The sequence below is a fragment of the Paracoccus jiaweipingae genome, from assembly GCF_044335505.1.
Classification (GTDB): Bacteria; Pseudomonadota; Alphaproteobacteria; order Rhodobacterales; family Rhodobacteraceae; genus Paracoccus.
On the sequence record NZ_JBISBS010000007.1, the window covers coordinates 43,032 to 67,573 of the forward strand.

Genomic DNA, 24,542 nt, shown 5'->3' on the forward strand with positions numbered 1-24,542 from the left:
TTTATCGGGGGCGTGGACCATGACCGACATTCTTGATTTCATTTCCGGCATTCACCCCTATGACGCCCTGTCGCGGGACGAGCTGGCGCGCGTCGCCGGTTCCTTCAGCCGCAGGGATTTCGCCGCTGGCGAAACCGTCTATCGCCATGGAGAGCCGCTGTCGGGCCTGTTCCTGATCGACAGCGCCGGGGTCGAGGTGACCGACCGCAATGGCGGGCTGGTCTCGGTTCTGGGGCGGGGCAACAGCTTTGGTGAACGCGGGCTGATGGGCGACGGGCTGGCGGTGACCAGCGCGCGGGTCACGCAGGCCGGCACGATGCTGATGCTGCCCAAGGCCGAATTTCTGCGCCTGCTGCATAATTCCCGGCCCTTCGCGCGGTTTTTCCGCCGGGGCCGCGCCGCCGAGGGGCGCGGGGCCGAGGTGGCAACGCTGAAAGTGGCCGACCTGATGGCCCATGCGCCGGTATCCTGCCCGCCCGACACCCCCATCGTTCAGGCCGCGCGGATGATGCGCGATGATCGCATCAGCAGCCTTGGGATCACCGATCCGCAGGGCGCGCTGCTGGGGATTGTCACGGTGCGCGATATGTCGGGCAAGGTGGTGGCGGGGGGCGTCGATCCGGCGCGGCCGGTCGGTGACATCATGACCGCCGACCCGATTGCGCTGACGCCGCAGGATCTTGGCTCGGACGTGCTGCACATGATGCTGGAACGACATATCGGGCATCTGCCGGTGGTCGAACATGGCCGTTTCGTCGGTATGGTGACACAGACCGATCTGACGCGTTTGCAGGCGGTCAGTTCGCAGGTGCTGTTGCGCGACATTGCACAGGCCAGCGACCCCGCCGCCATGGCGCAGGTCACGGCGCGCATTCCTGACCTGCTGGTGCAGCTGGTCGCCGCCCATCAGCGCCACGAGGTCGTGACCCGGCTGATCACCGATCTGGCCGACAGCGTCACCCGCCGCCTGTTGACGCTGGCCGAGGACAAGCTGGGACCGCCGCCCGCGCCCTATCTGTGGGCGGCCTGTGGCTCGCAGGGGCGGCGCGAACAGACCGGGGTCAGCGATCAGGATAACTGCCTGATTCTGGCCGATAGCGCCGACCCGGACCATCCGTGGTTCGCGAATCTGGCGAAATTCGTCAGCGACGGGCTGAACCGGGCGGGCTATGTCTATTGCCCCGGCGATATGATGGCGACCAACCCGCGCTGGCGGCAGCCGCGATCGGTCTGGCGCGACTATTTCCGCGGCTGGATCGAGCGCCCATCCCCCGAGGCGCAGATGCTGGCCAGTGTCATGTTCGACCTGCGCGCGATTGGCGGCGATGCCGGCCTGCTGTCGGGGCTTCAGGCGGAAACGCTGGATATGGCGGCGAAAAATTCCATCTTCGTGGCCCATATGATCGGCAACAGCCTGAAGCACCGCCCGCCTTTGGGGATGATCCGGGGCTTTGCGACCATCCGTTCGGGCGAGCATCGCAACCATATCGACATGAAGATGAACGGGGTGGTGCCGGTGGCCGATCTGGCCCGCGTCTATGCGCTGCAAGGCCGGATCGAGGCCGTCAACACCCGCGAGCGCCTGCTGGAGGCCGAGGATCGCGGCGTGATCTCGGGCAGCGGGGCGCGTGACCTGATTGCGGCCTATGACCTGATCCAGACGCTGCGGCTGGACAATCAGGCGCATCTGATCCGGTCCGGGCGCAAGCCGGATAATTACCTTTCGCCCTCGGATCTGCCCGATTTCGAGCGCAGCCACCTGCGCGACGCCTTTGTCGTGGTGCGCACGATGCAATCTGCCGTGGGGCATGGAAAAGGGGCCCTGACATGAGCGGACTTGCATGGGATTTCCTTGGCCTGCTGGCCGTGGGCATCGGGGCGGCGGCGCTGGTTTATGCGGCCATGCACGCGGCGCGCAAGGCCGGGCGGCCACTGCCGCGCATCCTGTTGCCGCTGGCCATTGGCGGCGCGATGCTGGGGTTTGCGGTCTGGAATGAATATACATGGTTCGACCGCGTGCGCGCGCAACTGCCCGACCGGGTTGTGGTTCTGGATCAGGGGGTTGCGCGGCAGGCCTGGCGGCCATGGACGCTGGCCTTTCCGGTGGTGGCGCGCTTTACCGCGCTGGACCGCGCGGCTTTGGTTCGGGGCACGGGGGCGATGCGCAGCGGCCAGATCCTGTTCGTGGAACGCTGGCAACCCACCCGCGCCGTCACGCTTGAGGTCGATTGCGACAGCGGACGCCAGCGCATGGTCGGGCCGTCGGGCGCGACCGGCGACTGGCTGCCCGCACAGGCCGACCACCCGGCGTTGCGCGCCATCTGTGACGCCGATCTGCCGGCGCCGGGGGCGGTGTGATGGCGGCGGCGTGGCATGACCGTCTGTCGCTGCGCCTGCGGGTTTTTCTGATCTTTGCCGGGCTGGCGCTGGGGGTTCTGGCGGTGATCGGCGCCGGGCTGTATGCGGCGGCGGACCGGCTGGCCAGCAGCGGCGTGGCGTTTCTGGGCCAGGCCGCGCCGGGGTCGGTCGATGCGCTGGCGCTGGCGGCGGTGATTGGCTGTTTCGGCGCGCTGGGGCTGATCGTCTGGGTCTGGTATCTGTTCGACCACCATGTCGCCCGCCCGATCGAGACCCTTGCCGGCGGCTTGCGCACCGGGGCTGCGCCAGCGCAGGGCGAGGGCCGCTATCTGGCCGATCTGGCCCCGGCGGCGCGCGATGTGTGTTTCCCGCCTGCGAATGCCGACAGCGAACAGGTTGCCGCGGTGATGGCCGATATTCTGGCCGATTGCGGCGCCGGTCTGGTGCTGCGCGATGCGGGCGGTCGTGTGGTGCTGGCCAATGCGGCGGCGCGCGCCGCCATGCCGGGCCTGCACCTGGGTGATCAGCCGCAGGGCTGGCCGGATGGCACCCGTCACCGTGTGCTGGCAGAAGGGGGCGGGCTGGCCATCATCCCCGCGCCCCCGGTCGCAGAGCCGCGTCTGGACCACCGGCTTGAGGCCGCCTTTTGTGCCCCGCCCGATGGTCTGGCAGGCGAAAGTTTCGTGGTGTTCGACACCGAAACCACCGGTCTGGACCCGGAAAATGACCGCATCGTTCAGATCGCCGGGGTCCGGGTCGAGGCCGGTCGCCTTGCCAGCGCGCATTTCGACATGCTGGTCAATCCGGGTCGCCCGATCCCGCCCAAATCGACGGCGGTGCATGGGGTGACCGACCAGATGGTGCAGGGCGCGCCCGACATCACCCACGCCATGCAGGCGTTTCGCGATTTCGCCGGCGACGCCATTCTGGTGGCGCATAATGCGCCCTTCGACATGGGGTTCCTGCGCGCCTGTCGCGACGAAACCGCCTGTCATTTCGATAACCGCATTCTGGATACGGTGCTGTTATCGGCCATGGTCTGGGGGCAGTCGGCGCCCCATTCGCTGGACGCGCTGCTGACCCGGCTGGGGATTGAATTACCCCCCGAACGCCGCCACACCGCGCTTGGCGATGCCGAGGCCACGGCACAGGCGCTGCTGCGTCTGTTACCGGCGCTGCGGGCCAAGGGGCTGGTTCATTTTCAGGATGTAACCGCGCAGGCCCGCAAACATCGCCGCCTGCTGGAGGACGCCAACACCCCCAAACCTGAACCGGCGCGGCCTTAGGCGATCAGGCAAGGGCGTGGTTTTGGGACGCGCCGACGGGCATGATGCCAGCGGTGATGCGCGCCAGCGCAGGTTGCGGCGGCGGTGCCGATGGGCGCTGTCTGATCCTTTCCGGCGCCGCCATGGTGCCGCATTTGATGCGGCTGGTCAGTTGCGGGGGCGGGTTTGGGGTTTCGCCGCCGCAATCTGCGTATCGGCGCACGGGGTTACAGGTTGATGCCGTTTTCGGGCAGTTGCCGCAGCAGGTCGCGCAGGCGGCCGCGCCCCTCGGCGTCAGGGGCGGGGGCGGATGGGGCCGGGCGGGTTTCGTGCGGCGTGACCATCCGGTTCAGGCGGTCGCTGACCGGGGGTGACGGCGGCGCGTCGCTGCGGCGGCGGATCAGGATGTCGCCGTTTTCCAGCCGCTGCGGCATCTCGTAATTGCGGATGTCGTCGATCAGTGTGCCGATGTCGCGCAGCGTGGGCGCCAGCGCATTGGCCGCGCCTTCCATGTCGCGGCCAAGATTTTCCAGATGCGGGGCCATATCACGCATCAGGTTTTCCATGAAATTGGTTACCCCGCGCTCCAGTGCATCGGGGGCCAGGGCATCGGGGGCCTCGGTGCTGGCGGGCGGGTCGGCGGGGGGCATGTCAAAGCCTTGGGCCAGTCCGGCCATGGGGGTGACAAGCGCGCACAGGGCAAGGGCGGGGGTCAGACGGGGCATGGCGATCCTTCGGGCGATGGCGTGGCGATGGCTGTGGGCGTCTGTCAGACCAACCTCGCCGCCGCCCGCGCGGTTCCCGGTTACCGCGCCGCGCGGGCGATCTGGTCGGGGCCAAGGCCGTGGCGCGGGCCAAAGCGCAGGCGGGCGGCGATCAGGCGCGGATCGTCTGGCGGCATCCCCAATGTGCGCATGAATTCCGCCCGCTGTGCTGATTTCAGGCTGTCGCGGTCAATGGCGGTGCCCATCGCCTTGTCGATCACCTCGCCCCCCGGCGAGACGTGGAACCAGCGGTTGAAATCGCGGAAATGATGCTGGTTATGCAGGGTGGTAACGTGACGCTCGACCCGTGTTTTGGGGACAGGCAGATGCGCGGTCATGTGAAACCATTCATAAGACAGAAAGGTGCCCACGCCCCCGGTCAGGGTCAGCGCACAGGCGATGCGCAGGCCAAAACCGGGCAGAACCGCCTCGGCAATCAGGGCGGCAAGGGCGAAATGCGCCGCCAGCATCGGCAGCGCCACCCACCACGGCACAAAGAACAGCCCCGGCACGGTCGGGAAATCGTGATGGCCGTAATGCGCCTGATAAAGCAGGTCAAAAGCCCATTGCCGGCGCGGCGGTGGCAGATGGAACAGAAAACGGTGCATGGCATATTCATTGCACATTTGCAGTGCCACGCCCAAAGGCACCAGCGCCCACAGCCAAAGCGGCCCGGTCAGCGTGACCGCCAGACCGGCCAGAAAGGCCAGCGCCATCACGGCGACCGGCCAATGCGACAGCATCATCGCAAGGCGATTAGTGTTCGGTGACATTGCACCCCCCCCCCTGTTTTCCCAAGGCTCGGGGGCGGGGTGGGGCGCTGTCAAGCCTGCCGTTACGTCCGCCCGGCCTGAAAATCGCGCCAGGCGGCGTTCAGGCGTTTGGTGCGGGCCTCGGCCAGACGCACGGCCTCGGGGGGCAGGCCGCGGGCGATGGCGCGGTCGGGATGCGATTCCCGCACCAAGTCGCGCCACCGCTTGCGGGCGACGGGCAGGGGGGTGTCGGGGGCGATCCCCAGCATCTCGCACGGGGCGCAGAAATTGCGCGGGTCGTGGCGGCGGCGGATGGCCAGCACGGTGTCGTCCGACAGGCCGAAGCGCCGGGCGACCTCGTCGATAAAGATCATCTCGGCCTCGTGGATGTCGCCATCGGCGGCGGCAATGATGAACAGCCCCTCGATCACGTCGGCCAGCACCGGATCGGCGGGCGGGAACAGGCGGGCGATGCGGTCTGCCCACAGCTCGAACCCGGCGACGTCCTGACGGGCCAGGTCAAAGACGCGGGCGGCGTTGGCCTCTTCTGCGCGGGGGATGACAAAGACCCGGCGAAAGGCCGCAACCTCGGATCGGGCGACGGTGCCGTCGGCCTTGGCCAGTTTGGCCCCCAGCGCGATCACGGCGATGGTGAAGGCGACCGATTTTTCCGGTGGCGAGGCCGGGCGCGCCACCGACAGCCACACCGCCAGACGGTCACCGATGCGCTGCCAGAAGCTGCGCGGGCGCGGCAATTCGGGCGCGGCAGGGCTGCCGTGCAGGGGGGTGCGGATATCCAACATGCCCCCAGTTTAGCGCAAAAGCGCCCTGCGGCCAGCGACAAATTCGTGATGCGACAACGGGTGGCAGCGGCGGCTGGGGCGGGGGCGTGTGGTGTGGGGGGCGGTGTGGGGGCGGTCAGGCGGAATGGGCGCCTGCGGCCAGCGCGCGCACGCGGTCCAGCACCTCGGGGACGGGTTTTCCCTCTCCGATCAGCTTGACGATGGCGCTGCCGACGACACAGCCATCGGCGGTGGCGGCAATCTCGCGCGCGGCTTCGGGGGTTGAAATCCCAAAGCCCACCACCACCGGCAGGCCCGCCGCCTTGCGGATGCGGGCGACCTGCGGGGCCACGGTATCGGCCTGTGCCGCCGCGCCCCCGGTGATGCCCGTGACGCTGACGTAATAGACAAACCCGCTGGTGTTTTGCACCACGGCGGGCAGGCGCGCATCATCGGTCGTGGGCGTGGCCAGACGGATGAAGTTCAGCCCCGCATCGCGGGCGGGCAGGCACAGTTCGGCGTCTTCCTCGGGGGGCAGGTCGACGATGATCAGCCCGTCCACCCCGGCGCGGGTGGCGCGGTCCAGAAACCCCGGCACGCCCCCCTGACCGGCATAGATCGGGTTGTAATAGCCCATCAGCACGATCGGCGTGGTGTCGTCGGTGTCGCGAAAGGCGCGCACCATGTCCAGCGTGGCCTGAACGCTGCCGCCCGCCGCCAGCGCGCGCTGGCCCGCCGCCTGAATGGTGGGACCATCGGCCATCGGGTCGGTAAAGGGCAGCCCCAGTTCGATAATATCGACCCCGGCGCCGGGCAGGCCGCGCATGATGTCAAGCGCGGTGTCATGGTCGGGGTCATTGGCCATGATATAGGCGACAAAGGCCTTTTTGCCAGCGGCGGACAGGCGGGCGAAAGTGTCGTCGATTCGGGTCATGGCGGCCTCTGGCGTTGGTATGCTGGGGGCAAGGGTTAGCGCGGCGCGGGGGTCAAGATCAACGCCGCAACCGCAGGGTGGCTGGACTTGGTGCGGTTTGGCCCATAAAAGCGCGGCGACCACACAGGAAAGGGTGCATCATGGGCTTTCGCATGGGGATCGTCGGGCTGCCGAATGTCGGCAAATCGACGCTGTTCAACGCGCTGACGAAAACCGCCGCCGCGCAGGCCGCGAATTTTCCGTTCTGTACCATTGAACCCAATGTTGGCGAGGTCGCGGTGCCCGACCCGCGTCTGGACAAGCTGGCCGAAATCGCGGGCAGCAAGCAGATCATCCCCACCCGCATGACCTTTGTCGATATTGCCGGTTTGGTCAAAGGCGCCAGCAAGGGCGAGGGTCTTGGCAACCAGTTTCTGGCCAATATCCGAGAGGTCGACGCCATCGCCCATGTGTTGCGTTGCTTCGAGGATGGCGACGTGACCCATGTCGAGGGGCGCGTGGACCCGCTGGCCGATGCCGAGACCATCGAGACCGAGCTTATGATCGCGGATATGGAATCGATCGAAAAGCGTCTGGCGAACCTGACCCGCAAGCTGAAAGGCGGCGACAAAGAGGCGGCCGAGCAGGAACGCCTGCTGAAAGCCGCGCTGGCCGTGCTGGAGGATGGCCGCCCCGCGCGCACGGTCGAGGTCGCGGAAGACGACCGCAAGCAATGGAACATGCTGCAATTGCTGACCGCCAAGCCGGTTCTGTATGTCTGCAACGTGGCCGAGGATGAGGCCGCCAACGGCAATGCGCTGTCTGACAAGGTGGCTGAAATGGCCGCCGCGCAAGGTGCCGGCCATGTGGTGATTTCGGCCAAAATCGAGGAAGAGATCAGCCAGCTGGACGACGAGGAAGCGCAGATGTTCCTGTCCGAGATGGGTCTGACCGAGGCCGGTCTGGACCGGCTGATCCGCGCCGGGCATGACCTGCTGGGGCTGCAAACCTATTTCACCGTCGGCCCGAAAGAGGCCCGCGCCTGGACCATCCGCAAAGGCACCGCCGCCCCGCAGGCCGCCGGGGTCATTCACGGCGATTTCGAAAAGGGCTTTATCCGCGCCGAAACCATTGCCTTTGACGATTACGTCCTTGGCAATGGCGAGGCCGGCGCGCGCGAGGCCGGAAAGCTGCGGGTCGAGGGCAAGACCTATATCGTCAAGGATGGCGACGTGCTGCATTTCCTGTTCAACGCCTGACCGGCATTGGGTCGCGGCATTAGGTCGCGGCTGCACCATCCGGGTCAGCCGCCCGGGGCCGCGCAGGATGTGCATGAAAAAGGGGCGCCGCCGGGCGCCCCTTTGTTTTGACGGTCAAGACCGATCAGAACTGATAGGACACGTTCACGCCAAAGGTGGTGGCGTCCAGATCCAGATTGTCGGTGTCGTTGAAGTCTTTGAATTTGTGCTTCAGGACTTCGGCGCCGACCAGAACATTGTCGGTAGCTTTGAATTTCGCACCGATACCATACAGATAGCCGTCGCCATCGACATCGCCCGATGCGCCGAAATCGTTTATTTTGGCTTTGGCGTAACCGATGGTGGCATAGGGCAGGAAGCGGCCCGCGTCATAGCCGGCCAGAACCTTGGCGCTGACTTTGCTGCCATCGACCTTGTCCGACAGACCGTCGATGTCCAGACCGTCCAGCTTGTCATAGGCGATTTCGCCACCCAGCACGAACTGGCCCATGTCATGCAGGTAACCGGCATGGATACCATAGGCATTGCCGGTGGCATCGCGGTCAGCGGTGTTGGGGAAGCTCAGCGAACCATCGAAGCGACCGAATTGCGCACCGGCATAGAAACCGGTCCAGTCGGTCATCGGATCGGTCACGACGACCGGGGCCACGACAGGCTCGACCACCGGGGCGACATAGCCACCGGCGAAAGCGGTGCTGCCGGTCAGGGCGGCGATGGCGAAGGCGGTGTAAGACAGTTTCATCGTCTTTCTCCTTAGTTTTGGTTTGATGGGTAAACGCACCTTTCCGGGGTCGGTTGCAACTCACGTTGTCGCGACAAAACGTGGTTGCGTTTTGGCCACATCTGCGCCGGGGTGACAGTTGTCCGGGACCTGCGCACAATGCTAAACCGCGCCGGAAACAGGGTGCGCGATGTATCATTATGACGATTTGCGCGTGGTGCATGTGGCCACGCATCACAAGACCGGGTCGGTGTGGTATTCGGCGGTGTTTCGCGATTTTGCCCGCAGAACCGGGCATTATTTCGTGCCGCACCGCGCCTTTCGGGCCGATCCGGGCCAGCATCTGGACCGGGCGCGGCGGGCGCGGGGGGTGCTGATCACCCTCAGCCAGCAAGGTGGTTATACGCCCGAGGAGGTCGCGCTGGGACGCGTCTTGCACATGGTGCGCGACCCGCGCGACCTGCTGGTATCGGCCACGAATTATCACCTGCACGCGACCGAGGGCTTTTTGTCGCGGCCCTGGCGGGATGCGACCGGCGGGGTCAGCTATCGGCAGCATCTGCGCGCCCTGCCGCGCGGCGAGGCCCGGCTGCGGTTCGAGATGTCGGCCCATACCGACACCACGCTGGCGCAATTGCGCGACTGGCTGGGGGCCGGGGCGCGGGTGATGACCCTGCGATACGAGGATTGCATCGACGATCCGCAGATGCGGGTCTTTGGTCAGGCGCTGCGCTTTGCCGGGTTCAGGGGCGCCGATTTCGCGCACGGGCTGGCGGCGATGCAGGCCAACAGCCTGTTCGGCGGGCTGCGGTCGGCCCGCCGCCGCGCCGTCATCCGCCCGGCCGGCACACCGCATATCCGGTCGGGCCGGGCAGGGGACTGGTGCCGCGCCTTCACCCCGGCGCTGGCCCGCGATTTCGCCGCGTTGCATGGCGATTTGCTGTCGGGCTATGGCTATGCGGCGGACGACACCTGGACCCGCGCCCCGGAACTTGTGGAAAACCGCTAAAAAGATGGCGCGGCGTCTTGCCATGCCCCGGAGCCATCGCTAAACGGGTCGGCGGAGACGTGGCCGAGTGGTCGAAGGCACACCCCTGCTAAGGGTGCAGGCGGGAAACCGTCTCGAGGGTTCGAATCCCTTCGTCTCCGCCACTTGCCCCAGCGAAAGCGTTCTCCCTATCCGGCTGCGGCCGGATTTCTCCGTTGTTTTCGAGGGTTATGCGGGAGGGGCTGAGCACTGGCGCAGGCGCCAGGAGGGCCGGAAGCGGTCTCTCAGGGCCGATATTCTCCCGACCTGTTAACCGATGGCTTTCCGGTGAACAGCCTTATACCATTGAAACAAATACGTAATTTATAAATGTCGCGTGAGGCAGGTTCTCAGTTCATTCCCCTCTCGGTCGGGTCTGGCATCGAACTCGTGAAGGATTAATGCCCACTTGACCTATGATTGTCGAGCGATGGTCAGATTAGCCCCACGATCCGGTTAGTTGCGACGGTGCCCAAGCGAAATAGCGTCTGCCGCTGGGCCGAGGCCAGCCGCCATGAGCGGGCGAGATCTGACTCCCAGGGGGTCACGATGAGTTCAAACGAGCCATCGGTCAGGCGGCGGAACATAACGGCTGTGTCGGGATATTCAAATCCACCCTGCGCGGCCGTGGGCAGATTCATCCGCTCCATCTTGTTGTTGCCGTGCCACGTCAATCGCCTGTCGTCCCATACGCGCGCGCCGCTGCGGAGGACGGGCTCACCAATCGTTAGATTATGCGGATAGTCATACTGGTCGAACACAAAGCCGAAGAACCGATGGCCCCCGCGCGGAAATTCCAGTTGGTTGCTCGATCCGCCCTGAAGGGCCTCACCGTGGACCCACATGGCCGCGTAATCGGCCGGGTTGATGGCTCCGTTCGCGATAGCGAGCCTGAACAGGGGCAGCGCGGCAGCGGCGACAGGTGCCGGCGCTGCTACAGGCTGCGCCTCCTGCTCGATCTCGGGCGGCGGCGGCTGGGCCTGGCGCAGAGCGGTATAGGCTGCGAGCAAGTCGTCGGTGAGAGCGGTCGTTTCAAAACGCGCCTTGTCAAAGGCGGCATCGGCATCGGCACGAGGAATGCTCTGCTGCACCCATGCCACCTCCGTGTTCACGCTAAAGCCACGGCTCGTAAGGTTCGCCGAGCCGACCAGCGTGCTGCATGTTTGGGGATCGCGGCCAAAGACATAAAGCTTGGGGTGAAAGGCACGCGGCGGCATAAGCGAACCCTGCGCCAGTCTCTGCGCGCCGGAGACGAAAACTGTGGCGTTCGCCAGCGCGCGCCAATGCTGCAATGTCTGTGGTTCGGTGAGGCCGAAATCGAAGGATGTAACAAGAGTCTTGGGCATCGCCGCGAACGCGGCAGGACCCACAGCGTTCGCGACGGCGGACAGCAGTATGTTTGCGCCGCCGAGCGTGACGTAAGCCGAGGCCACGCGAATATCGACCGTCCCCGCCGTGACGATATCGACGAGAGCGTTACGCAAGCTCGCCGGTTCCGCGGCATTCTGGACGATCAGCATGCCGGTGCCTGCGCCCCGCTGCCGCTCCCGCCGGTCGACGCGGTGGATGTGCCGGCAAGAGCAGACCGGGCCAGCGTTTCAAGCTGCACCAGGAGCGGCGATCCTTCGAGCAGCGCGCGCAATTTGCGGCGGCGCGCTGTCAGCGCTTTGGCAGGGTCGGCCAGATAGGGGTCGGTCGTGCAGTGGCCCTCGGCAAGTACGGCAATGTCCTTCGCGAGGGCCGCGATCTTCCGGTGGTCGCCATTGCCGGCATCGTATGCGGGCATCATCCTGTACGGCAGCGTGTGAAGATGCCTTTCGCCGAAATCTCCCTTCGGGTTGAACGCGAGGGTGGCGTTGGTCAGGGCCACGCTGTTGAGCATGCCGACCTGGTACCAGGCCTCGTCCGCGTCCACCACGACCTTCCAGTAGAGGGTCTGATCGACAACAAGATCCAAGGCCTGCGCCACCGGAAGGCACGCCGCGCAGATTATCTTGCCGCCAGCCCCGGCCAGAATGAGATGCCCGGCCGCCCCGAACACCTGTTTGGACAGCTTGCCCCGTTCGTCTATGCGCTGCTGGAGCGTTTTTCCTTTCCCGACCGTTTTGAGCTTCTGGTTGATCGCGGCGAAGCGCCGCGCGGTCTGGGTAAATCCCTGTCGGCGGATTTCAGACTCGTCGAGAATGCTCCATGTCCCGCCGGCCGCGCGCAGCGCCGGCAAAGCCATGGGCGCGCGATGGGCACCGAGAACGAATGGCAGCAGGTTTTCCGACTGCGCCATGCGATAGATAAAGCGCGGCGCGACATGGCCGGGAAAGCGCTCGGCCGCCATCTCCTTGGCGGATTTGATCGTAAACCCCCATGCGGAAGCGCGGGTCGGCGTATCGACACGGTATTCCGGCCCCGCATTCTGGACGATGTCCACGCATACCGCCGTGCGCGGCATAAGATCGGCCCCCTGCTGCGGCAGGTCTGCCCCGCCGCTGGCCACGGCCGCACCGCCGCCCTTTTCGAGCACCCAGGCGCTGCGCGCCGACCCGATGGTGCGAACTGAAAAGCCTGCGGCATCCAGCCCCGCATCGGTCGCGACGAAGCCCGCGAACGCGTTCTGCGGAAGCCCGGTCGTGTCCGCTCTCTTGTGTCCGACCAGCGCCGCGCCGGGATACTTGAAGGTGCCGGGCGCGACCTGCCAGACTTCTGCGATGTCGAACGGCACGGGACGGTCGCTTGCCAGGAAGTCATGCCGCCGCAGCCGCTCGTGATGGTTTCCGTTCAGCACAGTGCCGGGCACGAGACAGGCGACGCAGGCATCCGGCCCGAGATAGCGGTCGATGGCGTGAAGCATGTGCATCGTCCCCAGCTCAAGATGAAGGAAGGACTGTCCCGCCGGCTGGATGCCGTAGAGTTTCGCCCTGCCTTTCAGCAGGTCCCGGTAGGGATTGTCGGCCAGCCCGCTCATGGCGAGCCATGGCGGATTGGACACAAGCCCGTTGAAGTGGCCGGTCAGGAGTCCCGGCCTGTATGTATTGCGCAGGATGAACGCCCAGATGCCGTTGCGCCCTGCGACCGCCAGTTCAGCCATGCGATGCGCCAGCGGGAAAAGCGCGCCGGAAAGCTGTTTGTAAAGCTCCGGCGGCAATGTGATCCCGAACGCCTCGATCGTGCCGTCGAGAAAGCTGTCCGCGTCGGCCTTGCTGAAGCCCGCGACGGTCCCGCGACGCTGCGCATCGCGCGCTTCGTCGTAAGCCCAGTCCACGATCCGGTCGAAAAACTCCCGGTAGGCCGGCTGCACCAGCGCCGTCGGCAGCTGGATGGTCGTGCCGTCGAGGGAAACCGGAATGGTGTCGCTTTCGCCGACCAAGGGAACTGACGCGGAAACCGGCGTAACGGCGAACAGCGAGTCCGCGTGATAGACCGGGATGACGATTGGTTTCGTCGCCGCCTTGATCTCGGCCGACAGGCTGACGACCCATGTCGCCTTCGCGAGGCTGACGGCCAGCGGGTCGATATCAAAGCCGGTCGCAGCGTCCTCAAGCTGTTCGATCGCGACAAAGCCGAACCGGTCCCGCGTCGCTTTTATGATTTCCGCGAGCATCGTGCCGGACCCGCAGCACATATCGACGATCCGGGGGCTTTCCCCTGCCGGGAGGCCGTCGATGCAACGGTCGGCAAGCAGGCGGGCGAGCCAGTGCGGGGTCCATTCCTGGCCGAGCAGCTTGCGCTGGCTGCGCCGGGCGAGCTGCGCCATGAGGCGGCCGAACAAATCCTCTTCGGGATACCAGCTGAAATCGTAAGCATAGAGATCGCGCTGGAGGTCGCGGGCCACCGCGACGAGCCGGTCGATGTAGGACGGGCCGAGAAGCCAGCCGAAATAGTCCTGTTCGACCACATTCTCCAGCTGGAAATTGTTGCGGAAGAATGCGCCGTTCAGCATCGCCTTCAGCTCGTCGTCCGTGCTGAGCAGCGCCTTGCCCGTCAGCACGTTCGCGCTCAGCAGCCGCGCGAGCAGCGTCACGTAGGCTTCATCGACATACGCGGCGGTCCGGAAGGTGCCCGCCGGCCCCTCCAGGTGATCGACGAAGCGGGACCAGAGGTCGGTCGCCAGGCTCGCCGACGGATCGGCCTTGCGCCCCTCGTTCACCAACAGCGACAAAGGCCCCGCGCTGCTCTTATATGCGGCCGAATCCATGCCAAGATCGGAAGCGAGGAATTCGGCGCGCAGGGGCCGGGACTGTTCGCGCGCCAGATGCTTCCTGATGAAAGCGCCGAGCTGCTCGGCGGACAGGACGCTGTCATCGGCCAGCGTCAGTTCGTCAACGACGACGAGCGTGATATCGGCAGCGGTGCAGGCGGACGGATCGACACCCGGCGCAAGCACGGCATCGTAGGCGTACCATTCGACCGTGTCGGATAGCACGCCCCGGACCGTGGAAACCGGCATGCCTGCGCGGACGAGCCCCGCCGCCTGCTCCTGCACCTGCGCGTAGCCGGTGTCGCGCTTGGCCGTGTTGCGCAGGTCGGATTCGTATTCGATCGTGGTCGATCCCACGAGATTGTCTATGAACCGGGACGCGGCCTTGCCCGATCCCGTGCCGACCTTGGTGTGCGCCTCGGTCCCTTCGGTGTAGTTGTTGATCCAGGTTTCATGCGCGGTGTCGGGGAACATAAGCCGCAACCGTCCCTGGAACTCGCTGCGCAGAACCGCCTCGACACGGCCCGCGTCCCGCAGCATGCGGCAGCGACCGATGGTTTCACGAATGCGGGCAATGTCAGCTGTCATGGACGGTCCTTTGACGGGCGGCGCACGCGGCCTCGAGTCGGGAGTCGATATGGCGCGCCGCCTCTTTTAGGTCGTTTTCATCGCTGCCGGGCAACGCAGCGGCCAGGATGAACATGTCGATCTGGTCCCGGGCTGACGGCACGGCCGCGGCCAACTGCTGTCCTAGCGTGGCGAGTCTCTCGCAGTCCCGGTCGGACAATGGCGGAATCGGCACCTGGCGGATGTGCGTCGCTTCGAGTTTGAGCGCGCCGCCGCCAAGCGGCGTGCCGGCGGATTCCATCGCTGCCCGGCACCAGCTGCTGTGGAACAGGGCGTAGAGCGCGTGAACTGTCCATCGCCTCTCTTCCGCCCACAGGGTCGAGAAATTGGCATCGATCAGGATGGGCGGCTGGGTATTGAGCGCGACGGCCGGTGTCCCGTGATTGATCCGCGGAGTGAAGATCACGGGCAAGTGGCGCGCGGTGAAGGCTGGCAACATGTACCAGAAGCGCGGAACGTCGCGGCCGTTGGCCGGCCGGCGGACATTGGTGCGCACCGCCGATAGGTCGGGAATGCACCGTGCCGGCTCTTTGGGGTCCGGCGCATACCGGGCGGCGAGCCGCACGAACGATGCCAGTTCGGGCGGCATGACGCGCGGCACGGACATGCCCCGCCTGCGGTAAGCCTCCGCCGCTTCAGCGACGGCCGGCTGGTCTTCCGGCAGGACCCAGTCCGACAAATCGAGCACGCGTGTTACCGGAAGGTAGCCGCTCGCAAAGGCCTCAATATCCGCCTGGCGATGGAGAACGGGCCGCAGCGCCGCCGCCGGAACGCGGAAACGCATGTTCTGAAAGCTCTCCGACGCTTCGACGGTAACGGTTTCGTTCTCATCCTCACCGGCAAGCGTCACATAGAAAAACCGGTTGCAACCCGAACGCAGGCCCTGGCTGACCCGGATGCCCGCCCGTTCAAGCGTCTGGAGACGAACCGGCGTCGCGCCGGGCGGCAGCATTTCGCGCAATCCTTCCGGCATCGCCGCCGACCGTGCCTCCGCGACTGAAAAGAGCGGCAGCGCGTCGCGCCGGTTTTCGGCGTTCTGAAACCAGCTCTTGCGTCCAAGGCGCTGCTCCAGTGTTCGCCATTCCTCATCCAGCGCAAACGGGCGGCTCTCGATGCTCGGAACCTCCCGGTTCGCCGCGCTCGCCCAGGTTGCGAAATCCCGCTCTGGTTCCGGCCCGGGGAAGGCACGCCCCACCAGGGACCCTCCGCCCGCAGCCGCCGGCGTCACTTGCAGCCAGTGTGCGGCAGGCAAGGACGACCGATCCGACACGGGCGCTTGCGCTTCGTCCCATGAGAGCCGCCGCGCGATCACAAGATGCGTGCGCACCAGCGCGTCCGAAAACCAGCCGGGCTGCGTATCGGCGACGATGAATTCAAGGCGAAACGCCCGCAGCAGCACGTAGCGCACGACATTGGCGTAGTCGCGCGAGCGCCAGGTGGCGGGAACGACCAGGGCCAGGCGGCCGCCCGGACGCGTCAGCAGGGCGGACAGGAGCCAAGCCGGCACCGAAAGGTCGGCAAGGCCCGAATATCCTTCAACCAGCGCCTGCCAGAGCGCGCGTTCGCCGCCGGTCACGCGCGCGTCCACGATAGCGGACAGGCCCCGGCGCACGTCACCGATACCGGCACCGTTCCCGTTTTGCGACTGGTATCTCACATACGGGGGATTGGTAATGACAAGATCGTAGCCGGGCGCGTCTAGCTCAGCGACGATTGCTGGATCAAAGGCGCTGCCCGTGACAATGCGGGCAGCGGCGACGGCACCGTCCGCCTGCAACGCCGCGGTCCTACGGCCGCAGAAGGCGGACGTCTCAGGGTCGAGCTCGATGCCGTCCAGCCGGCCGAGCCGGGCACCTCGCGCCCGCGCCGTCAATGCAGCCGCGTCGAGTAGGTCGCCGTGACCGGCCATGGGATCGATTACGGCGCGCGCATCGGGGTCGAGCGCAATGTGCGCCAGCAGTGTCCCCAGCGGCAATCCGGTGAAGAACTGCCCTAGGCGCTTCCGCTGGGCGGGCGGCAGGCTTTCCTCGAAGGAGCGCGCCGAGGACCTGATCGCGCTGACCGCGTCAGTCGCCGGCACTGCATAAAACTCCCGGCAGCTTTTGTTCTGCATACCAGCGATAGAAGACATCAGCGTCGAGCGGGACTTGCTGATGATGGCTGAGGAAATGCGTTACGAGGCGGGAGTACAGCCTTTGCGCCGTCGCTTCGGCCGGATCTTGCGCGGCGGTCGCCGCGCGGTGAAGGGCCGTCGCGACGGTCCATACACAGTCGTCCGCCCCGGCCTTGCTTTCGATCCGGGCCTCGGCCTTGCGGCGCGGCCCCAAAAGGAGCACGGGGTCGCCGCGCACGGCCCCTTCGGTCGTGACCTGCTTGAAGCTGCCCTGCTTCTTGTCGAGAACCCCCGCGTATTCAACGTCGAAGCCGGCATCCTGGTAGGCGCGCTGCAAGGCGTTCCACACTTCGGCGGACGCGGAATGAAACACCATCGTGGCTTTGCCGGACGGTTTCAATATCCGGCGGGCCTCGCTGAACGACCGGGTCAGCAATTCCCTATACTCGTCGATGGCCTTGCCCTGATCCGGGCTCACGATGGCTTCGTCCGTGCGGTCGGTAAACGTCTTGAGCCAAGCCTCGTTTATGAAACTGAGTTCGGCATAGGGTATGTTCGCCCCGAAGGGCGGGTCCGTGAACACATAGTCGATGCTCCCTGATGGCAGCGCGACATCGCAACTGGAACCGTGGACAACTTCGACCTTGCCGCTGCCGCCGTGAATGGTCTCGAACGCCTGCGCAATCGTCGTCAGCTTGCGCCGCAATCCTGCAAAAAAGTTCTTCTCGACCGGCAGGCCGCTGACATACAGCACGCCGGGCTGGGCGCTGGTGACGACCAGGTCCTTCTGACCGGACTTCGCCACGACGCGCGTCATGATCGTGCCGTGCGCCGCGTTGTAGCTCAGCAGCCAGAAGCGCAGCCCCTCGCGGAGCGCGCCGCGATAGGATTCCACGCGCTCCCACATGCGGGCGAAAACGATGAGATTGCGCCGCGTGTAGAAATGATGAACGTGCGTAATGCCCTGATGGTAGCCCTTCCGGTAGAGGTCGCCCCAGGGGATCAGCGCCTGCGGCACGCATGACGGGATCGGCTCGGCCTCGATCTTCTTGATAAGCGTCAGGTCGGCGGCTGTGGCCGGACGCGACCAGCGTTTTTTCCCAGTCGAACCATAGACGCGGGCCATCGCCCGCCCGCGTAGGGCGCGCTGTTCGCCCAATACGTCGTCAAGTTCCTGCACCGTCACCCGCTGCACATCGTCCAGCGGCTCTTCATGGCGGCATTTCGGGCAGGAGAAGGTGGAGGAAATCTCCGCCGGATCGAGCGCGACGCACGCATCCCACAGGGTGACAACGCCCCGGCAAGCAGGGCAGCGCAGCTTGTCGCTCCAGATCAGATGACGAAGGGAGCCTTTCGCGCCGGAGGGGTCGCGCGCCTCGTACATCCAGCCGTCTTCGCTCTCGCCTGCGGCCAATACGTCTTCGGCCGCCTTCCTGAACGCGGCGGGATCGGGCGGATTGGTCAGGGTCCGTCCGACAAACGAGCCGAGCGCGCCCAGCTCATAGAGAACGGCGTTGCGGGCACCCCATTGAACGTTAAGGCCGAGGCGGACCGCTTCGGCGCGCAGTTCCGCGGTCGGCCGCTCACACAGCAACGCTGCAAGGCCGGTCGTCCCGCTGCCCCCGAACCCGTCAAACACGGTGTCGCCGGGTTTGGTGTGGGCGGCGATATACAGAGCGATTGCTTCTGGCGATATCTTTGTTGGATATGGAAAGGCGCCGTATAGGGCGCCAGTCCTCTTTGCAGCTAAGGGCCGCCTGTATAGCGCGTCCAGAGAAGCCTCCGACATCGAATGGGCCGATTTGGATGGCTCGGGCTGAATGTGAAGCATGTGGTAACTGTCCCCGGAAATTCTTCTTTTTTGTTACGTCAGTTGCGACGCGGTCGGTTGTTTTTCGGACGCAGGACTCTGTGCTGCCCGCACCGGCTGCCGATGCCGGCGCAGATACTCATCTATCGCGCGCCTTACCACCCAAGAGACAGACACATCATCCTTGTTGGCCAGCATGTTCAGGGCGTCGAAGTCTCCGGACGTAACGCTGACGGTGACCCGGGGACCGAGTTTCTTAGGTCGACGGTTCATGGAGCCCTCCGAATGTTCTACCAATGTTCACACTAACGATTCGCACGGTGATTGCAACAGAGTGCATCACTTTGACTCATTATTCGTCGGGTTCTAGCCGTGTGCGATGGCGCTGGGCAACGGATGGCTAGCGCGCTACGAAACTTTTCGATTTCGATGCAACCAACTCATCTGCTCTTGCCACTGAGCCGGGGCAGGCTCTCGCAGGGTCTCTAATGTGAGGTCTGCGGGCTGCCGTCCGTCTAGGATCGCCTCCACGATGTTCGGCGCAAGCAGTGTCATGCGAAGACTGCGGGAGAGAAAGGAGGGCGCGATTCCCTCGCGCTCGGCAAGCTCGGCTACGGTTGCGAACTCGCCAGACTCGAGTAGCCGCTTCCATCGAAACGCCCGTGCCAGCCCCTTGACCAGCGTGTTGTCGGTCCTGCGCGTCTGCGCGGCGCCGTCAGGTAGCCGCATCTCCTTGCGACCGCCGCGCTTCACGAGGCGGAACGGGACATGGAGCGTCACCGTCTCCGGGATCGTGGCCCGGCGAGTCACGCCGCTTCTCCAACGTTGCCAGCCAGCATTTCGCGCGCGAGGCCGCAGAGCCCGTCCACCCGGAGCCGGACGTTGAACCCGCCTGTGCCGATGCCCACACGCTCGACCAGCAGCGCCACTATGCGGGCCTGCTCGGCGGGGAAGAGTTCGTCCCACAACGGATCGAGCTTCTGGAGGGCTGCGCGAGCGTCGGCCTCGGAGATGTCGTCGGCGTGGGCACGCGCCGCCTTCCAGGTTCCCGCAACAATCTCCGGGTGGCGGAATACGGCGCGGAGCTGGTTGATGACCGCTGCCTCGATCTCGCCCGCGGGCACGCGACCAACCGGACACGCCCCAGCTCCATGCTTCAGAACCGTCTGGCTGACATAGTAGCGGTACAACCGCCCGCCCTTGCGGGTGTGGGTCGGCGAGAAGGCTGCGCCATCGGGACCGAACAGCAGCCCCTTCAGCAGCGCGGGCGTGTCGGCGCGGGTTCGCGCGGCGCGCGTGCGCGGGCTCTCCTGAAGGATGGCATGGACGCGGTCCCATGTCTCGCTGTCGATGATTGCGTCATGCTCGCCGGGGTAGCTGTCGCCCTTGTGCACCGCCTCGCCGAGGTAGGCGCGGTTCGAAAGCATCCGGTAGAGGTACTTCTTGTCGATCCGGTTGCCGCGCGGCGTGCCGAGGCCCCGTGCGCAGACCTCGCGGGCCAGAACCGTGCAGGAGCCGATCTCGATGAAGCGGGCGAAGATCCAACGGACATGCGCGGCGGCGGTCTCGTCAACCAGCAGCTTCCGGTTCTCGACACGGTATCCGAAGGGCGGTACCCCACCCATCCACATGCCCTTCTTCCGACTCGCGGCGACCTTGTCGCGGATGCGTTCGGCCGTCACCTCCCGCTCGAACTGGGCGAAGGACAGCAGGATGTTCAGGGTCAACCGCCCCATCGACGTGGTCGTGTTGAACGACTGCGTGACCGAGACGAACGTCACGCCGTTCCGGTCGAATACCTCGACCAGCTTGGCGAAATCGGCGAGAGAGCGGCTGAGGCGGTCGATCTTGTAGACCACCACCACATCGACCAGCCCGTCCTCGATGTCGGCCATCAGTCGCTTCAGGCCGGGGCGTTCCAACGTGCCGCCGGAGATGCCGCCGTCGTCATACTGATCGCGGACCAGCACCCATCCCTCGGACCGCTGGCTGGCGATGAATGCCTCGCACGCTTCGCGCTGGGCATGCAGGCTGTTGAACTCCTGCTCCAGCCCTTCCTCGGAGGATTTCCGGGTGTAGACCGCGCAGCGCAGCTTGCGGACGACGGGCTTCGTCATGTCCGCCCCCTGTGGTTCTTGAGGCCGAAGAACACCCAGCCGTTCCAGCGGGTTCCGGTGATGGCGCGCGCGATGGCGGACAGCGACTTGTAGGGCCGCCCCTGCCATTCGAAGCCGTCTGCGGTGACGGTCACGATGTATTCGACGCCCTGCCATTCGCGCAGGAGGCGCGTGCCGGTGATGGGACGGTCACGGTCGAGGCGAATTCCGCGCTTCTTCTTGTCGCCGCCGTCCAGTTCTTCGCCCAGCCGTTCCAGCCGCCGGACGGTCTCAGGCTTCAGCCCGCCATAGGCGAGTTCCTGGATGCGGTAAGCCAGGCGGGATTCAAGGTAGCGGCGGTTGAACGGCGGCGGCTCGCTGTCGAACAACTCGCGCCACTGCTGCTTCAGGTCGGGCGTCGGCGTGGTCTTCAGCGCCGCCAGGCGCCCGGGGATGGGATCGTGCGTCGTCATGCGTTCTCCGTTGGGTTCGGGGTTGCATGACGGCATTGGTCAGGCGGATAGTGTAGGCAACTTCCTCTAGTATCGTCAGATACTTCGCCCCCATCCCGCATCCGCAACCGAACCAGCCCGAGCGCCAGCAGGCCACACAGCTCGGCGCGGCGCTCAGCGGGCCTCATCTGATTGGGTGGGAGTGGATTGGGGCGTTTCATGCGGGCCTCGGAGCGGTCGTCTCCTTGGGCCTCTACTCACCGGGTTCGGCGACCGTCCCAACGATGGTCTTGAAAAGACACAAGAGGATCATGGGACTCGACTCTCGGTTGATTTCGCGGCAGGAACACAATAAGAACATTTTTCCTCCTCCCGAGGTGAATCGGCGTTATTGCACCCTTCGGTCCCCAGCGCGGTATTTCGCGCCCTGGCGTGCCGACCGGCGGTTCCTGAGCCGTGTTCTTTGTTCGGAATGAAGGGTTCAGGATCGTAGGAAGCACAAATGTCCAAAAGGATCAGGAATTTCGTCGACCGCGCGTTCTCGAGAACTGTGGATCTCGGGATGCTTCACCGTTTTCTTTCCCCGTATCTCGGGCAGATCGGATTGGACTGGGATTCGCTCCCCGATGACGAAGCGAAAAGGCGCGAGGCCATCTTCAATCTCTTCGCCAAAGCCGATCTGAATTTTCCGGCAAAGCTTCAATTCGCCCTCTACAACATTTCCACACTGTCCACGGAAGCCGGTGCCCGGATCATCCAGGAAATCGCGTCGGAATCGGGCGTCGACGTCCTGGCGGCCCATCGTGTCGATGGCAGCGCCGACGATCTGCGTTTCACGCCGCGCTTCATGGCCTTGGCGACATGGCTGGATCATCGTGTGCTTTTCGACAAGGCGCTGAGCGCGGCGGCCTTCCTCGCGCATTCGACCAAGCTCGAGCGCGACGCCGACCGCGAAGACGTCGAACCCCGGCATCAGGAAATCGGCGTGAAGGAAGCCTTCTCGGAAGCCGTGCGGCTGCATTTTGCCGGACGGTACAACGGGCATTACTGCGACGTGCGGTGGTTCGAGGAGGAGGATCTGCTGCGGGTGCTGATCCTGCATGGCTCCAAGCCGGAGACGAAGAATGTCGATCAGGAAGGCGCCGAGGATACCCTGAAGTTTCGGGAAATCGTCCAGTCGACCATCGAATACGATCCGCGCCAGGGGGCTATCGCCGTCGGCTCGAAGTCGGCAACCGATGCCAAGAAGCTTGTGAAGCTCTTCGGCGGCCACGTTCTGGGGGATGAGGATATCTTCGAGGCGTCGGCGAAGGAGCAGCTCTACACGCTCGTGCCGCTTCAGAAACAGGGCGCGGCGTTCAAGTTCCACTTCGACCCCGAAGGCGAAATTACCCATGTCGCCCTGCGCGAGGTGCGCGTCGATGAGGCCCAGATCACCACGACAGGTCGGTTGCGGCGCTCGCCGTGGTTCCTGACGCTCGGCGACTCCGAGAACGCGCTGAAGCGCCTGAAGGTCGTCGCACCGGAAATCGAGATCGACGATGTCCGCATTGTCCACGCAAAGATCGATGTGACGATCGAGGTGGACGACAGCGAGATTGTGGTCCCGGTGACGATCCGGCCGCCGCGCACCGTCAGCATGCGCGACCACTCGCACGAACGGCTCATTCTCGAGATGCTGGAAAACAATGACATTCGCAAACGCCGCAGAACTGATCAGGCTGCTGCTGCGGCAGAGTGATCGTCATCCGATCCGTGCCGTCGGTGCGGCCGAGCTTGAGCCCTATGATCCGCGCTTCGTCCGATCGCTGCGCAATATCGGGATCCTGGCAGACCGGGAGGATCAGCGCGACGATGGCACTGCAGTTCTCCAGGTGGTCGACAGTGAACTGATCGTCGTCGACCCCGAGACAGGCGAGTGCGAACGTCACGTCGATGCGCTGGATATCCAGTCGTTCGACATCGACATCGCTGCCCTCTGCCGCGCAATCCGTGAGCAGTCGGGACTGAAAGGGCCGGGTCCGGTTGCGATCTCGGCCAGGATTTGGCGGCTCGGTCGCCACGAACAGCATGGTCGAACTGCCGAAATCTGCCTCGTGCGGCGACTGCGGGAGGAGACGGCGCAAGAAATCGTGGACCATGCGCGCGGGGCCATCGACAGCGAAACGCCTGTTGCCCTGATCAGCCTCGGCGATTGCGACTTGCCGACGGCGGTCGTTCGCCAGCTCGACGGCCTCCGCCTGACGGTCACCCGTACCCTCGATCTGCTGCGCGACGACCCGGATCGCCCCTTCGCGCTCGACCTCGGTCGGGTTCGGGTGCCGACGGGACAGCAGGCCCCGGACGCGCGCCTCCAGATCGACCGTATCGGCCGCCGGGTTATCTTCGAAGGCATCGAAATCGACATCGAACCGCGAGACTTCGACGCCTTCGCCCTGCTCGCGGAGGAAGCCATGGCCGCCGGTGGCTGGGTGTCAAAGGACGCTCTGGCGGCAACGCTTCAGGCGAGCACAGGGCGGGAAAGCAATCCCGAACAGGTCGATCGCTGCATCAACCGGCTGCGCGACGCGTTCCGAAAGAACAAGCGGCTGAATGCGGTCCCGAGCAACGGATTCATCGATCGCAAGTCCAAGGTCGGCGCACGCCTCGTTCTCGCATCCTCCGGGATCGCGTTCATCGCGTAGACCCGTTTTCCGGCACCGGGAGGTTTTCGGGAGGTTTTCGGGAGAAGCCCGAGAGATAAAGTATTTCAACAGGTTGCATCTTCGACTGGTCAACGCAAACGACCAGGATCGAAACAGATGCTCCCTCCCATTTCCCACGACGACCTTGCCACGCTGATCGACGAGGCGGCCGTTGCCGCGCGCCGCCTGCATCGCAAGCTGGTACTGCCCGCCGCCGATCTCGACGATCTCCGGCAGGACCTGCTGGTCGATCTGATCTGCCGGTTGCCCGGCTTCGATGCGCGCCGGGGCAGCATCGGCGCCTTCGCCAACATCGTCCTGCGCAATCAGTCGTCGCGCATCGCGATCCGCCATCATCGCCAGCGTCGCGCGCAGGGTGGATCGCTGCTCTCCCTCGAAGTCCCGCTCGCCGGGAGCAAAGAGCCGGTCGGCGACACGCTGACCGAGGATGACGGGCTGGCCGCCTGGCATGGCCAAAGCTGCTGCGCCGTTTCCGTCAGCAATGAGCGCCGCGCGCTGGAGACAGCGCTCGCGCGGCTGCCGGTAGAGGACCGCCACTTCTGCGCGGCGCTGGCCGATCGCCCTGTTTCCGCGCTGGCGGCCGCGGGGTTCGCGAGCCGGTCGGCCCTCTACCGCCGCCTTGCCGATCTCCGCCACGTCCTCACCGCCCACGGTCTCGGTCCCGCCTGGGACGATCTCGTGGCGGCCTGAGTAGAGCTCGTGGCGG

20 protein-coding genes and 1 tRNA gene are annotated in these 24,542 nt (G+C 65.3%); 9 read left to right on the forward strand and 12 right to left on the reverse strand.

Features of this window, described 5'->3' with window-relative positions; translation table 11 throughout:
* The first annotated feature begins 19 nt into the window (after positions 1–19).
* The 3 genes from ACFXP9_RS12135 to ACFXP9_RS12145 are packed head-to-tail and all read left to right on the forward strand — an operon-like array spanning position 20 to position 3,644.
* Positions 20–1,831: a DUF294 nucleotidyltransferase-like domain-containing protein gene (locus tag ACFXP9_RS12135; RefSeq protein ID WP_397205149.1), complete on the forward strand. Its 1,812-nt coding sequence runs from the start codon at positions 20–22 to the stop codon at positions 1,829–1,831.
* Positions 1,828–2,358 (forward strand): hypothetical protein, encoded by a 531-nt coding sequence (locus tag ACFXP9_RS12140; RefSeq protein WP_397205147.1) that lies wholly within the window; start codon positions 1,828–1,830, stop codon positions 2,356–2,358. Before ACFXP9_RS12135 ends, ACFXP9_RS12140 begins: the two co-directional genes overlap by 4 nt.
* Positions 2,358–3,644, forward strand: coding sequence for a PolC-type DNA polymerase III (locus ACFXP9_RS12145; RefSeq protein ID WP_397210245.1), 1,287 nt, complete (start codon positions 2,358–2,360; stop codon positions 3,642–3,644). The genes ACFXP9_RS12140 and ACFXP9_RS12145 overlap by 1 nt, the downstream gene beginning before the upstream one ends.
* A gap of 206 nt (positions 3,645–3,850) precedes the next feature.
* On the opposite strand, the gene ACFXP9_RS12150 is transcribed toward ACFXP9_RS12145, so the two are convergent.
* The 4 genes from ACFXP9_RS12150 to trpA all read right to left on the reverse strand — a co-directional run bounded on the left by ACFXP9_RS12150 (position 3,851) and on the right by trpA (position 6,855).
* A complete protein-coding gene (locus ACFXP9_RS12150) occupies positions 3,851–4,348 on the reverse strand; it encodes a hypothetical protein (RefSeq protein WP_397205143.1) in 498 nt (165 codons plus the stop codon).
* 80 nt (positions 4,349–4,428) lie between these two features.
* Entirely contained in the window at positions 4,429–5,160 is a 732-nt protein-coding gene (locus tag ACFXP9_RS12155; protein ID WP_397205141.1) for a sterol desaturase family protein, read from the reverse strand.
* 62 nt (positions 5,161–5,222) lie between these two features.
* On the reverse strand, positions 5,223–5,942 hold the full coding sequence (locus ACFXP9_RS12160) for a TerB family tellurite resistance protein (RefSeq protein WP_397205139.1): 720 nt from the start codon (positions 5,940–5,942) through the stop codon (positions 5,223–5,225).
* Between the two features lie 115 nt (positions 5,943–6,057).
* Entirely contained in the window at positions 6,058–6,855 is a 798-nt protein-coding gene (gene trpA / locus ACFXP9_RS12165; RefSeq protein WP_397205137.1) for a tryptophan synthase subunit alpha, read from the reverse strand.
* A gap of 140 nt (positions 6,856–6,995) precedes the next feature.
* Here trpA and ychF point away from each other — a divergent pair, with 140 nt between their 5' ends.
* Complete coding sequence (gene ychF / locus ACFXP9_RS12170) at positions 6,996–8,093, forward strand: redox-regulated ATPase YchF (RefSeq protein ID WP_397205135.1); 1,098 nt, start codon at positions 6,996–6,998, stop codon at positions 8,091–8,093.
* A gap of 124 nt (positions 8,094–8,217) precedes the next feature.
* Here the strand turns inward: ychF and ACFXP9_RS12175 are convergent, their stop codons facing one another.
* A complete protein-coding gene (locus tag ACFXP9_RS12175) occupies positions 8,218–8,835 on the reverse strand; it encodes an outer membrane protein (protein ID WP_397205133.1) in 618 nt (205 codons plus the stop codon).
* Positions 8,836–9,004: 169 nt separating this feature from the next.
* On the opposite strand from ACFXP9_RS12175, the gene ACFXP9_RS12180 reads away from it, so the two are divergent.
* Positions 9,005–9,823, forward strand: coding sequence for a sulfotransferase domain-containing protein (locus tag ACFXP9_RS12180; RefSeq protein WP_397205131.1), 819 nt, complete (start codon positions 9,005–9,007; stop codon positions 9,821–9,823).
* A gap of 53 nt (positions 9,824–9,876) precedes the next feature.
* A tRNA-Ser gene (locus tag ACFXP9_RS12185) sits at positions 9,877–9,966 on the forward strand.
* A 309-nt stretch (positions 9,967–10,275) separates the two neighbouring features.
* Here ACFXP9_RS12185 and ACFXP9_RS12190 read toward each other — a convergent pair.
* The 7 genes from ACFXP9_RS12190 to ACFXP9_RS12220 all read right to left on the reverse strand — a co-directional run bounded on the left by ACFXP9_RS12190 (position 10,276) and on the right by ACFXP9_RS12220 (position 21,152).
* Positions 10,276–11,361: a phospholipase D family protein gene (locus tag ACFXP9_RS12190; protein WP_397205129.1), complete on the reverse strand. Its 1,086-nt coding sequence runs from the start codon at positions 11,359–11,361 to the stop codon at positions 10,276–10,278.
* A complete protein-coding gene (locus ACFXP9_RS12195; protein WP_397205127.1) occupies positions 11,355–14,621 on the reverse strand; it encodes an N-6 DNA methylase in 3,267 nt (1,088 codons plus the stop codon). Before ACFXP9_RS12195 ends, ACFXP9_RS12190 begins: the two co-directional genes overlap by 7 nt.
* The gene (locus ACFXP9_RS12200; protein WP_397205125.1) at positions 14,611–16,740 is read right to left on the reverse strand and encodes an Eco57I restriction-modification methylase domain-containing protein; all 2,130 of its coding nucleotides are present in this window, start codon (positions 16,738–16,740) and stop codon (positions 14,611–14,613) included. The genes ACFXP9_RS12195 and ACFXP9_RS12200 overlap by 11 nt, the downstream gene beginning before the upstream one ends.
* Positions 16,727–18,604: a DNA methyltransferase gene (locus ACFXP9_RS12205; RefSeq protein WP_397210247.1), complete on the reverse strand. Its 1,878-nt coding sequence runs from the start codon at positions 18,602–18,604 to the stop codon at positions 16,727–16,729. Before ACFXP9_RS12205 ends, ACFXP9_RS12200 begins: the two co-directional genes overlap by 14 nt.
* A gap of 33 nt (positions 18,605–18,637) precedes the next feature.
* Complete coding sequence (locus ACFXP9_RS12210; RefSeq protein WP_397205123.1) at positions 18,638–18,856, reverse strand: ribbon-helix-helix protein, CopG family; 219 nt, start codon at positions 18,854–18,856, stop codon at positions 18,638–18,640.
* Positions 18,857–19,389: 533 nt separating this feature from the next.
* On the reverse strand, positions 19,390–20,700 hold the full coding sequence (locus ACFXP9_RS12215; protein WP_397205121.1) for a recombinase family protein: 1,311 nt from the start codon (positions 20,698–20,700) through the stop codon (positions 19,390–19,392).
* Positions 20,697–21,152, reverse strand: coding sequence for a DUF2924 domain-containing protein (locus tag ACFXP9_RS12220; protein ID WP_397205119.1), 456 nt, complete (start codon positions 21,150–21,152; stop codon positions 20,697–20,699). The genes ACFXP9_RS12215 and ACFXP9_RS12220 overlap by 4 nt, the downstream gene beginning before the upstream one ends.
* 481 nt (positions 21,153–21,633) lie before the next feature.
* On the opposite strand from ACFXP9_RS12220, the gene ACFXP9_RS12225 reads away from it, so the two are divergent.
* From ACFXP9_RS12225 to ACFXP9_RS12235, 3 genes are all read left to right on the forward strand, one after another.
* Positions 21,634–22,872, forward strand: coding sequence for a hypothetical protein (locus ACFXP9_RS12225; RefSeq protein ID WP_397205117.1), 1,239 nt, complete (start codon positions 21,634–21,636; stop codon positions 22,870–22,872).
* On the forward strand, positions 22,820–23,815 hold the full coding sequence (locus ACFXP9_RS12230; protein ID WP_397205115.1) for a hypothetical protein: 996 nt from the start codon (positions 22,820–22,822) through the stop codon (positions 23,813–23,815). The genes ACFXP9_RS12225 and ACFXP9_RS12230 overlap by 53 nt, the downstream gene beginning before the upstream one ends.
* Positions 23,816–23,932: 117 nt before the next feature.
* Positions 23,933–24,526 carry a hypothetical protein gene (locus tag ACFXP9_RS12235; RefSeq protein ID WP_397205113.1) on the forward strand — a complete coding sequence of 198 codons (594 nt, stop codon included), beginning with the start codon at positions 23,933–23,935 and terminating at the stop codon, positions 24,524–24,526.
* Positions 24,527–24,542: the final 16 nt, after the last annotated feature.